Annotated in this window: 14 protein-coding genes; 10 read left to right on the plus strand and 4 right to left on the minus strand. The window is 42.1% G+C overall.

Annotated features, from left to right (window positions below; all coding sequences use genetic code 11):
* Nucleotides 1–231 precede the first annotated feature (231 nt).
* The 10 genes from D0S24_RS14520 to D0S24_RS14565 all read left to right on the plus strand — a co-directional run bounded on the left by D0S24_RS14520 (nucleotide 232) and on the right by D0S24_RS14565 (nucleotide 8,113).
* A complete protein-coding gene (locus D0S24_RS14520; RefSeq protein WP_117020854.1) occupies nucleotides 232–519 on the plus strand; it encodes a helix-turn-helix domain-containing protein in 288 nt (95 codons plus the stop codon).
* On the plus strand, nucleotides 519–1,193 hold the full coding sequence (locus tag D0S24_RS14525) for a hypothetical protein (RefSeq protein WP_181938110.1): 675 nt from the start codon (nucleotides 519–521) through the stop codon (nucleotides 1,191–1,193). The genes D0S24_RS14520 and D0S24_RS14525 overlap by 1 nt, the downstream gene beginning before the upstream one ends.
* Nucleotides 1,177–1,860: an ATPase gene (locus tag D0S24_RS14530; protein ID WP_251795797.1), complete on the plus strand. Its 684-nt coding sequence runs from the start codon at nucleotides 1,177–1,179 to the stop codon at nucleotides 1,858–1,860. The genes D0S24_RS14525 and D0S24_RS14530 overlap by 17 nt, the downstream gene beginning before the upstream one ends.
* A gap of 10 nt (nucleotides 1,861–1,870) precedes the next feature.
* Nucleotides 1,871–2,983 (plus strand): endonuclease/exonuclease/phosphatase family protein, encoded by a 1,113-nt coding sequence (locus D0S24_RS14535; RefSeq protein ID WP_117020610.1) that lies wholly within the window; start codon nucleotides 1,871–1,873, stop codon nucleotides 2,981–2,983.
* A 533-nt stretch (nucleotides 2,984–3,516) separates the two neighbouring features.
* Nucleotides 3,517–3,675, plus strand: a complete 159-nt coding sequence (locus D0S24_RS21145; protein ID WP_180994035.1) for a hypothetical protein — start codon at nucleotides 3,517–3,519, stop codon at nucleotides 3,673–3,675.
* A complete protein-coding gene (locus tag D0S24_RS14545; protein ID WP_117020611.1) occupies nucleotides 3,672–4,010 on the plus strand; it encodes a single-stranded DNA-binding protein in 339 nt (112 codons plus the stop codon). Before D0S24_RS21145 ends, D0S24_RS14545 begins: the two co-directional genes overlap by 4 nt.
* Before the next feature lie 94 nt (nucleotides 4,011–4,104).
* The gene (locus tag D0S24_RS14550; protein ID WP_117020612.1) at nucleotides 4,105–4,485 is read left to right on the plus strand and encodes a DUF6876 family protein; all 381 of its coding nucleotides are present in this window, start codon (nucleotides 4,105–4,107) and stop codon (nucleotides 4,483–4,485) included.
* Nucleotides 4,486–4,879: 394 nt separating this feature from the next.
* Nucleotides 4,880–5,434: a BfmA/BtgA family mobilization protein gene (locus D0S24_RS14555; RefSeq protein ID WP_181938111.1), complete on the plus strand. Its 555-nt coding sequence runs from the start codon at nucleotides 4,880–4,882 to the stop codon at nucleotides 5,432–5,434.
* Between the two features lie 4 nt (nucleotides 5,435–5,438).
* Nucleotides 5,439–6,464, plus strand: a complete 1,026-nt coding sequence (gene mobB, locus D0S24_RS14560) for a MobB family relaxase (protein ID WP_117020613.1) — start codon at nucleotides 5,439–5,441, stop codon at nucleotides 6,462–6,464.
* Nucleotides 6,465–6,514: 50 nt separating this feature from the next.
* Nucleotides 6,515–8,113 (plus strand): type IV secretory system conjugative DNA transfer family protein, encoded by a 1,599-nt coding sequence (locus tag D0S24_RS14565; RefSeq protein ID WP_117020855.1) that lies wholly within the window; start codon nucleotides 6,515–6,517, stop codon nucleotides 8,111–8,113.
* A 496-nt stretch (nucleotides 8,114–8,609) separates the two neighbouring features.
* Here the strand turns inward: D0S24_RS14565 and D0S24_RS14575 are convergent, their stop codons facing one another.
* From D0S24_RS14575 to D0S24_RS14590, 4 genes are all read right to left on the minus strand, one after another.
* On the minus strand, nucleotides 8,610–9,593 hold the full coding sequence (locus D0S24_RS14575) for a phosphatase PAP2 family protein (protein WP_083260551.1): 984 nt from the start codon (nucleotides 9,591–9,593) through the stop codon (nucleotides 8,610–8,612).
* 166 nt (nucleotides 9,594–9,759) lie between these two features.
* Complete coding sequence (locus tag D0S24_RS14580) at nucleotides 9,760–10,329, minus strand: phosphatase PAP2 family protein (protein WP_251795798.1); 570 nt, start codon at nucleotides 10,327–10,329, stop codon at nucleotides 9,760–9,762.
* Between the two features lie 244 nt (nucleotides 10,330–10,573).
* Nucleotides 10,574–11,176: an HD domain-containing protein gene (locus tag D0S24_RS14585; RefSeq protein WP_117020614.1), complete on the minus strand. Its 603-nt coding sequence runs from the start codon at nucleotides 11,174–11,176 to the stop codon at nucleotides 10,574–10,576.
* Between the two features lie 104 nt (nucleotides 11,177–11,280).
* Nucleotides 11,281–11,856, minus strand: coding sequence for a phosphatase PAP2 family protein (locus tag D0S24_RS14590; protein WP_117020615.1), 576 nt, complete (start codon nucleotides 11,854–11,856; stop codon nucleotides 11,281–11,283).
* Between the last annotated feature and the right edge of the window lie 46 nt (nucleotides 11,857–11,902).

Below are 11,902 nucleotides of genomic sequence, written 5' to 3' on the forward strand. Positions count from 1 at the left end.
ACATAAAATTTGGATGCTTTTTAAGGTGGACGGTGAGGTATTGATACGGCAAATCACTACAAATGCCCCTAAAAAAAAGTTCCAAAAAAATATCTCCCACCTCTATCATAGCTATGGAATTTTAACCAAAATGCCACTGCAATTTTGTAGGACGAAAATCAAATCCGGTCAGGGGCCGTCAAATTAGTTGACAGCAATGCGATGGCCCCTTTCCTTAAAAACCGTTCTACAATGTCAGCAACAATCATTACAACAGAAGATTTAAAGGAATTCAAATTGGAACTTCTCGAAGAGATCCGGGAAATGTTCAACGAAAATCGGGCCATGGTCATGAAAAAGGAGTGGCTCAAAAGCACCCAGGTCATGGATATGCTCAATATCAGCCCAGGGACCTTACAGAAATTTAGGCACAACGGCACCCTGGCCTATACCAAAATAGGAGGGCTCATTTTTTATGAGGCCGGACAGATCGAAAAGATGCTATCGGACAACCTGGTCAATAACGAAAAACTCAAATAATGAACTATATAAAGCACCTAAATGGGGTCTTTGAGCAATTTTCAAAAGATTCAAGGCTCAATCCCTCACATGTAAGCCTATATATGGCCCTGTTCCAATGTTGGAACCAGAACAGGTTTCCCGAGAGTTTTCAAGTGGACAGGGAAGAGACGATGTCCCTTGCCAAAATAGGATCCAGGACCACCTACCACCGATGCTTGACCAATTTGAGCGATTGGAACTACATCGCCTATCTGCCCTCCCATAGCCGGTTCCAGGGAAGCCGAATCATGATGCCCATTTTTGGGACAACTGCTGGACAACCCCTGGACCACCCTGAAACTAGTGGTGGACCAGCGGTGGTATCAAATATAAACATTAACAAACATAATAAAACATTAAATAAACACTCTAGAGAGTGCCGCCCAAAAAATGAACATGATGTTATTGAATTTTTCAAAATGAACAAGTGGCCGCTTACCGAGGGTTCCAAATTTTACAACCACTACCAGGGAGTGGGATGGAAGGTAGGCGGAAAATCCATGATAGAGGACTGGATGGCCATGGCCAAAAATTGGATGCTACGGGCCAAGGAACTGAAAAAAGTTGGTGCTTTTGGCGGTAGGTCCAACAAAAAGTTGAGTGCAGATTATCTGGATATCCAAACAAATAAAAACTATGGGGAACCCTTGTAATGATATGGCCGATCCACGCCCACATATCCTTGTTGTAGGGGGCACCGAATATTGCCTGGGCAGTTTTGACGGCAAGCGTATCGAATACGACTTCTCCAAGGTGCTCGCCTATCTGGATGCCAAGGGCAGGTCCCTGTTCGGGGAAAGCTTTAAGATCCGTGAAGGGGACAAGGGCACTTTTCTAAAGCTCTGTAGTTATATGGTAAAGGATATCGAGAGTTGCCGGAAAATGGAAATGGATACGGGCAAAGGTATTTTGTTGACCGGGCCGGTGGGATGTGGCAAGACGAGCATGATGCGGCTGGTACGTCACCTTGTCCCCCATAAAAGAAACTACGAAATTATTCCTTCCCGCAACATCACATTTGCCTTCAACCATATCGGGTATAAGATCATCGAGGATTATGGGAACGGCCGATTTTACTGTTTTGACGATCTCGGAGTAGAACCCATGGGCAGGTACTTTGGGGACGATTGCAATGTGATGGGCGAAGTGCTGGTCTCCCGGCACGAACTGTTCCAACGGACGAAGATCCCTACCCATATCACCACGAACCTGAATGCCGAAGAATTGGAGGAACGCTACGGAAAACGCGTCCGAAGCCGTATGCGCCAAATGTTCAATCTGATCTCTTTTGACAAGGACACCAAAGACAAACGAATCTAATACTATAAATATGAAAATAGCCAGTTTCAACATCGAAAATATATATCACCGGGACAAGGGCCTTGTACGGCCTAAGTTGAACAAATGTGTTTCCGATTGGGTATCGGAGCTCGATAGCCTAATGAACAGAATGCAAAAAAACGCAAATGATATGGATCGGATCAGGGAACTCACTTTCTTGTTGGGATTCGAAAAAACGGACCATCGACCTTTCGGGGTCCTGCGAAAAAGGCAGGGGGAACTCTTTCTGAAACCGAACGGATCCGCCCATGAGGCCAAGGCCTCGCGGCTTACCGATTGGAACGGGTGGGTGGCCCTGCAGACAATGGCCGTTCCCTATAGTTCCACCCTCAACAAGGCCAGGCTCATTGCAGCTACGGATGCGGATGTGCTCGTCCTCCAGGAAGTGGAGGATAGGGCCTCCCTGATGGATTTTAACCGTGGACTTTTAAGGGAATTTGATATGGAAGCCTACGATCAGGTGATGCATTTGGAGGGGAACGATGGCCGTGGCCTGGGAATGGCGATAATGGCGAAGAACGGTTACCGGCTGGACACACTAAAAAGCCATGGCCTGGAACTGGCCGATGGGCAGGATCCTATTTTTGAGGTGGATTGTCAGGAATATGCCGTTTTGACCCCGGAAGGCCGATCTGTTCATATTCTTTCGGTACAGTTTTCTTTGGACAGGGATACCCATAGAAAGCTTCAGGCCCAAAAGGTGGCAGATATCTATCATAAAATGAAGGATACCGGAAAGGAATTGGTCCTGGTATGCGGGACCTTGAACGATGTAGCCTATAGCGATTGCCTGTCCCCATTACTTAGGGGAACCGATCTTGAGGATGTCTCCAGGCAACCTGGATGTAAAGTGGAAAGGGACCTGGGCAAAGGTGCAGGATATTTTAGATTGGGAGCTTATGGTATGGGGGTGAATATCAGGCAAAAGGATTATATGTTGGTTTCCCCGGAAATGAAGGGGAAGCTTGCTTCCTGCGGTATTGATCGCAAAGGGATGTGGCCCGAAGGGAAAACCCGATGGCCCACTTACCCGAACCTAAAGAACAGGACCCATGCGGCAAGTTCACATCCCTTGATCTGGGGAGGGTTCAATGATATATGACCGGAACGGGATGAAGGTTTTTTCATTGGAAGGTTACCGTTTGCAGTTTATGGGGTACGCCACACCACCTCGGCACATTGCCGCTACATTCCATTTCGGGCAATAAGCCTCGGGGGGGTCTTGGACACGAGCAAGGGTTTCCTGGTCTTGCCTTGGCATCCTCCACTTCCCGACCATGAAACCCTTGCTCAAGTCCGCCTGGCCAACGGCCTAGTTAGATGGTCGTTGTCTGTGAACGCATATATCGATTTTGGTTGTACAAGGTTTTACCAGAGTGCCATCGATTCATTTTGTGCCGTTCCTTGGATGTTGGAATTCTTCCAGGATTCGTTTCCGATCTACGGCCATTCCAGCACTCGGACCTTTTTTGGATGGCGAAATAACAACATTCCCCCTTGTCCGACGGCATAAACCAGTCACGCCCATGGCGCGATCTTTTTTATACGTCTTTCCAAGTTCGAATGTTGTGTTGGGTTTTGCATCAAAAAAGGTAACGTGAGAGCTCTATGGGAAGTAGATCAAAAAAAGGAACCATGAAATCGAATCCAGATCCTAAAAAAGGAACCGCACAAAACAATCAAAAAGGCCTGCCTGCCGCAGGCAAGGAAAACGTTCGAGATATAATAAGTAGATCATTTAAATCCATTATTAACCGTCCACTGGGAGGTGGACATAATATTTTTCAATTATGAGCAAATTCAGAAACCATGTACAGTTGATCGGGAACATCGGGGAGGACCCCAAGATTACCAATCTAGACAGTGGCAAAAAGGTGGCCAGATTTCAGATGGCTACCAATGAGCGCTACAAAAATGCCAAGGGGGAGACCGTCCAGAATACGGACTGGCATACCATTGTGGCCTGGGGCAGGATCGCGGAGATCGTGGAGCAGTTCGGGGCCAAGGGCAGGGAAGTGGGAATTACCGGAAAATTGAAGTCACGCCACTTTGAAACCAAAGAAGGTAGTATGAGATATGTAACGGAAGTGGTGGCCAATGAGATCCTATTGTTGGGAAGCAGGTCCTAATGTGAGGTCTTATTAAATGCCGGGAAAACAAAGAGGGCGTTCCCGAAATTCAACGCCCTCTTATTGATCAATACTAACTCAAACTATAACTCATATGAACTTCAAAACTAGAGAAATTAAGGAACGGATACAACATTTTAACGGTTCCTTAGTACTATATCAAATTCCACTTATACGGACAAAATTTACAGAGGGCATAAGATACCTTGCACAGGCCGGAGAATGCTTTTGGTTGGTTACCGACACCTCCGTTATCGCCAAAAGCCTCATGGACAAAAGTCGATTCATTGCCATCGATTTTAGAAAGCTCAACGAGGAGGAAAAGGACATTATGGGATATGCGGCCAAAATTGATTACAGTGATGGTAATGGGCATATTTTCGAGACCCAAAAATATCATTTGACGGATTTTCCGTTGGATGAACTCAGATTGTACTTTGTGGAAGATACCCTGATGCTTCCCAGTGAATATTGAATTGTATAACGGGCGGACCGATCCTGGTACCGCCTTTTTTTTAACGATTGCTTTTCACTATCCTCACCCTTTTTCCAAATCCTTTGGAAATTCCTCAAAATTGGACTTTAAAATCTCTTAAAATTTTCCATTCCATGCCGGGTTGTGGCCAAGCGGACTACATTGGGCATAGGTCGGAAATTTTTCGCCGGCGCGAAAAAACGGAATAGCAAGAGGACAACGCGCGTTGCGACGTTGTGGAGTTTAGTTTCTGTATAAATTACTGATTATCAATTATTTAAATTGATAAACTTCAGTAATTGAGAATTTAGAATAAAGTGGTTTGCGGCAAACGGCCCGAAAACCCCCATAAACACGGCAGAATTTGCGGCAATCAACAATTTAGACAATTGGTTTGGAAACTTTCAGCAACATACGGTTCAAGAAGGATACGGCGCGGCAGTTCCAAACCTTCTCCAGGCAGTTTTTCAATACCCATACGGAAGCATTGCAAACAATGTTGGATTTCTTTATTTACAACGAGATTTCCCCAAAGGAATCTTTTGGCCCCAATGGTAGGACCATCGCCGACCTAATCAAGAAAAGGTTCAATGCCATGGCTGCCATGATGAAGAACATTGAAACGCACGGGGTACTCCCGACCAGGGCCATGTTGGAACTGCTTTTCGAACACTCGCCCCCGAAGAAACAGGGGCAGGCCCCTTTGCTTATGGTTGGAAAGAAGGCAGATCCTGAAAGGGATATGTTCTTTAAAAAGGTGGAGGAGGCCATTGTCCTAGAAAAGAATTACACCAATCTTAAACGGGATCTGAGTCAAATAAGGACTGAATTTATAAACCTTCTGGACAAGGTGGAATTGGTAAAGAGCAGCTTCGGAAAGCCCAGGTTGCAACTGGATATGACCCCAGAGGAGTTCGAGCGAGTGAAAATGAAATTAAAATCAGAATAGCATTATGTACATCAGTATTACCAAACAACATCTGGATGCTACCTTTTCCCAAAGTTCTTCGGATTATGTGGCCTATCTGGAAAAAGAGAACGAGGGAAAATTGCCCGAACATCAGGAACACTTTTTTGACCAGTACAATGAACGGATCCCACCCGAACAGGTCATCAAGGAAATAGACGGCAACACCGCCAAATTGAAAAAAAGGGAACCCAAGTTCTTTGCCCTGACCATCAATCCCAGCCAAAGGGAATTGAAGCATATTGACAACGACCCGGAACTACTCAAAAAATATGTAAGGGAGGTTATGAAGGATTATGCGGCTTCCTTTTATCGCGATACCCCGGTGTCCGTGGACAGTATCAAATATTATGCGAAGATAGAATATGAACGCACCTTTAAAGGATTTGACAGGGAAGTCAAGGAGAACCAGGTGTTCCGTGCGAAGATTGTAAGATTGGAAAATGAGATCCGTATGGTGGAACGTGGGGAGGTTTCCGGAAATGTTAAGGCTATGAGGAAGGAAATTGATAGGCTAAATGCCCAAATGCCACACCGCATTGATGGACAGGTAGTGGCGCAGGGAATGCAAAAGCCGGGATTACAGACCCATGTCCATATCATAGTGAGCAGAAAGGATGTTTCCAACAGATTTAGTCTTTCTCCCGGGAGCAAATACATGGAGTCGGAGTCCAGACTCAACGGTAAAATGGTCAAACGTGGTTTTAAACGGGACCAATTTTACGAAAATGCTGAAAAAAGGTTCGATACCCTCTTCAAATACCAACGGAACTATGTGGAATCCTATAGTGCCCGTAAGACTTTTGTCCAAGATCCCAAGATCTATTTTGCACATCTTCTGGGATTGCCCACAAACGAACGCAGTGCCGCACTTAAAATAATGGGTGCCGTCGGGGTGCATGTCCCTAAGCTCAATATTCCCACGAACAAGGTGGAAGCTGCCCTGCAGGCCATTAAACAGTTCAAGAAAGCTGTTGACGTGGCCAGATCCTCCAGTTCCATAGGCATTTAGGGATTCAATAAAATGACAACGGTTAATATCTGTAATTCAAAATGTGGGCTATGGTACTTATCACGATTGGAATCTATGTAGTGTTGATTGCAGTATTTTATCTGTCCTATACACACGACAAGAATGCTTATGTCCAAAATGTTCTGATCTTGATACTGTTGGGAGTCGCTCTACAAAACCTGCATGGCTGGCAGGTATTTGCCAAAGTGGTATTGTGGTGGTTATTGCCCTTTCAAATAGTCAATCTGGGATTTTTTATAGGTTTCAATTATCACTTCGGAATTCCTAAAAACCCTGAAAAGTTCAAGGTCAGATTCAATCTGTTGAACGGTAGTCTAGTACTTAAGAATATCCGACGGGGTGCCTCTATAATAGGGTCGGCCGGAAGTGGCAAAACGGAAAGCGTGGTCTATAGTTTTCTAAAACACTTTAGTCGAAATCAGTTTACTGGAGTCATCCATGACTACAAGGATTTTGAGATTACTGAAATGGGCTATCCTCTTTTTGGTAAGTCCGATATTCCCTTTCATATTATCTCCTTTGACGATATCCATAGCCGGGTAAATCCCATTGCGGCCCGGTATATGACGGATGAAGAAAGCGTTAATGAGATTTCAAGGGTACTTTTGGAAAACCTCTTGGAACAACGGGAGTCCATTGCCATGGGATCTTCCAAATTCTTCAACGATGCCGTTGAAGGACTTTTGGGCGGGCTGATCTGGAAATTGAAAACTGAACATGCCGAGTACTGTACTCTACCACATCTCATTGCCACCTATCAATACCTGGATACCGAAAACCTGATACATTTTCTAAGTTCCAATTATACCTCCAAGGCCATGGCGGATGCATTTATCTCCGGTAAGGATTCCGAACGACAGACCGCCGGGGTGATGGGTACCCTGGCCAATGCACTTAAAAAAATCAGTACCCAGCGTATCTTTATGGCCCTTTCGGCCGATGAAGTGCCCTTGGATATCAACAACCCGGAGCACCCATCCGTAGTTTCCATAGTGAACAATCCCAAATTTGAAACCGCCTATTCCCCGGTAATAGCTACGATAATGCATACAATAACAAAACAAATGGGCATTCGTGGGCGTCCACCCTCATTTATCCTTATGGAGGAAGCCCCTACCATTCGATTGCTAAATATGCACCGCATTCCGGCTACCTTAAGAAGTTATGACATTGCCACGATTTATGTGCTCCAGGACAAGATTCAGAACGATATGATGTACGGGGACAAGGCCAGTAGGGCCATTTTGAGCAACCTTTCCTACCAGTTCTTTGGGAAGGCCAACGACCCGGATACCGCCCGATATTACGAACGTTTTTTTGAAATTGTTAAACGGCCGACCAAGAGTGTGAGCAAGGGAGAGAATACCCTGAATTTTGATACTAGGATTACCAAAGGGGAGCGGGAGGTAAGCAAGATACGGGCGGAGGAATTTTTTAGGTTGAAGGAAGGGGAGTTCATCGCCTTCGCCGATGGTAAGGATAAAAAGGTGAGGTTTCCCAGGCCCAATATTATAACAGAACTGCCAAAACCTAGATTCCGAACCGGGGATGGCGCCATAAAAGCAAACTTCGAGCAGATCCATTTGGATGTTAGGAAGTTCCTACCGTTAATGCTGAAGAAGCCTTAATTTGATATTAACTACTGGCTTTGGAGTTATATTCGTTTTTATAGAAGGTTCGGGTTTTGTAATCTAATAGGTCAACAAAAATAGGGAAGCCATGTACTTTAATCAGGCCATCTGCGATGTTTATATCGGAACAAAAGCTGGGAAAAAATTGCCTAAAAATGGGAATTTCGTAAGCTTTTGTCGTAAACATTTTTAGTAATTAAGAATTTTATAACACTTTGTAAATGATAATCAATGTTTAGTGTATAGTAACGACCCTTTTGTGAGTTACCCACTTGCTTTACATCCATTGGTATTAAAATCAATTGTGTATATATTGTTTTTTTATGATATAAAACTCTTGTTATGGGTAACTTCATATCGGGGGAAAACTAAACATAATCTCCAATGAAATTCAAATTGGATTAGCCTCATTTGTCAAGACAGAGAGTAATTAAACTGTTAAAGTTGCTAGAAGTGCATTGATCTATGGCTTTTACATGGTTCAATCCATAAATTAAAAGGTAACCGTTACCCCAAGCGTTTTATATTGCCCAAGTTGCCCTAAACTAAATTTAGTCTTGAAATCTGGAAGATTTCTTAAACCGAAATCCTCCTTTTTTTGAACTTTATTGATTCGTCTATTGGCAGCTGATTTACCTACTACATATCCTATTAGAAGGGCAATAGGGTAATCAGATGCCCAATGAACCCTACTGCTCATCATTTCAAAAGCCATAATTCCCATTAATGTATATCCAACAGGTTTAATCCATCTTATTTCGGGATAATTAGTGGCAATTACCGTTATTGTGGCCATAAATGTGGCTAAATGTCCTGAAGGCATGGCATCATAATTGGGAGTTCTGGTTTGATATGCCCTAAAGCTAGGAAAAGGCGTCCAATGGCCACCAGGATTACCATTCTCTATTGCTGGTTCAGGACTTTGTCGGCCTGTAATTCTTTTAATGGTTTGGGTAATAATACCCATTGACAAAAGTACTTCTACTAATTCGCTTGAGGTATTTAAAGACCGATAATCATTTCCTATGGCTCCAAAAGCGTAAAAAAATCCACTTAACAACATTGTAGTGCCTCCATTCCCAATATAATATACAGCAGAGTTGATGTCGTTGGGAATTACTCGAAACGGTCCAATGTTACTATAGGAATGTTTGGCATCAAAATTAAAATTACCACCAAATTTTATGGACTCATCCAATAATTGTTGGTCAAAGGGAATTATTAAGGCCGTAGCAGCCAAGGCAGAACCAGACCACTTTAGATTCTCCTTACGTATGGCAAATTTTCCAAAATCAACAATATCCCTAGGTATGTATTTTAGCATATCAAAGAATTTAGGTTTATGGTAACTATATATTAGATTCTCCGATATCTCGATATTTTGTAAAGGCCTAATAGAATCCTTACCATTTTGTGTTAATCCGTCGTTCGCAAATGCCAGAGAAACCATTATAAAAAAGAATTGTCTTAATCTCATAGTTCCATTTTTAGTAATTGAAGAATATTTATATTAAGTCACTTTGCTTCTAATATTATAATTACCTATATGTACCCATCCTAAACTAGTGACCTTATAGTAAACATGGCAAATAAAAATACCTATAAAAATTGGCATGTTTTATTAATTCTATGACAATGCTGCCTTAGAATTTATATTTCACTCCTACCAGATAATCACCACCACCACTTTTGAAGCTCAATTCCAAATGTTCCTCCATATAAGGTGTGGTGAACAAGTATGTACTACCAATTCCAACGGCTGCTCCGGCCAGTACATCCCATCCGTCATGTCTATCATTAAGTCCTTCAAGTCTGCTATATCCAACGAATCCGGCAACTAAATAGGCGGGAATACCGTATTTCCATCCATACCTTCGTTGTAAAAAGGATGCGCCTTGAAAAGCAAAGGAGGTATGGCCGGAAGGAAAGGCGTTACCATCCAATTTTCCTTCAGGCCGGGGTTTGTTTATGCTATATTTTAAAATCCATGTGGCAATCAAATTCGTGCTGGCCGATTTAGAAAATTGCCACAATCCTTTTTTATCGTTTTTTGCTAAAATAGTTATCAGGGAAAAGGCGGATGGTGCAAACTGTGCATAATCACCGATATGTTCGATAGTTGTTTCCATAGCAATTTCACGGGGGGAATCCTTATGCTGTGCCATTATACTGTTGAACAAGAAAATCATTAGAAGAAATAATTTGGCTTTCATTTTAAAACTTTTTAGTATTATTTGATTGAGTAAATTTGAAATAAGATTGAAGTTCGGTCAATAATTTATATGGGGACAACCAGGCTTATACATGTATAATTTTGGGTATCCCAGCATTTTATTAATTGTTCGTGCATTTTGCTTTTTTTGAAATAGAAGGAACTGGGTAATTAAATTTTGAAGTTGTAATTTCTTTATTCACTCAAGTGAACCAAGATTGGATTGACTTAAATTCTTTCTGGGTTTAAGAACGGCACAATGACTCGTATTGCCTTCTTAATTCATCTAAATTTATCTGTTTTTGTGGTTCCAGTTTTAGCCGGCCATATTGCGAATGAAATCTGTGATTTTGCAGAAATTTAATGTTCAAAATAAGCCATTCTTCGTCCGTATATTCAAAACCCAGGAAGTTCTGCCATTCACGTCGTAAAAGCTTATTTTTAGTTTGATACGATTCGGTTCCTAAATGGTGCAAATCGGCATCACATATAATGGATTCATATATGTTTCTCGGATTTTGGGGTATTTTGGTTGCTTTTATAAAACCACATACTTTCTCAATGAAATCTTCATCGTACCCGTTTTTTTCCATATACAATATGGCATAAGTTGCACTAACATCCTCATGTCCATCAAATCTAAAAGCATTACCAGTATCATGAAATAACCCTGCTATTATTATAGGTTCGAGTTCTTCATAACCTATGTTTTCATAAGTTCCTATTTTTATCAGATTTTTGTACACTTCCAAAGTGTGTTCCAGATTATGGAAGGGAAGGTCTTTACAGCGGCTGTTTAGAATTATTTTTTTGGAATATTTTAATGCTTTTTTTATATTTTTTTCCATTTCATAAAATATTTGTGGATTCACCCCATGAAAGAATTAAGTTTTGTAACCCAAGTCACATTAATTAGTTAAAATAACTGTAGTCATGAATATTTTTTTCATTTTTAGAATTTGTATCTAAAACCTATGGAGATACTATCGGCATCGCTTGCGAAGGTCAGCTCCATATGTTCCTTCTGGTAAGGAGTTGTGAATAAATAGCTACTGCCGATTCCGATGACTGCACCGGCTAGTACATCCCAACCATCATGTTTCTGGGCATTGATACGGCTGTAACCGGTAAACCCAGCTAAGGCATAAGCGGGTATACCATATTTCCATCCATATCTTTTTTGGATAAATGCGGCACTCTGAAAAGTAGTGGATGTATGTCCCGATGGAAAAGCTCTCTCTCCGTTGTTATTTGGGCGACTTTTACCCGTGGCATATTTAAGGCCTATGGTAACCGCTTGGTTTAACAAGGCACTTTTGGCAAATTGCCAGGTACCTTCATAATCTTTAATGATCAAAGAAGTTGTTAGTGCAGTGGCCGGCAATGTAAACAATAATACATCACCGGTGGTTTCAATGGTTCTACTTTGAGCATGGGTCGACTTAGAGCACAATAGAAGGAAAAAAATTAAAGAAAAAAGAATCCCATTTCCAACGGTCGCACAATAATTCTTCAATTTTTTTACCATAAACTTTTTTGACAATATTGAAGTGAATGTCACTCCTTATTCGATA

Origin of the sequence: Arenibacter sp. P308M17, assembly GCF_003426735.1 — a bacterium.
In the GTDB taxonomy this organism is placed as follows: domain Bacteria; phylum Bacteroidota; class Bacteroidia; order Flavobacteriales; family Flavobacteriaceae; genus Arenibacter.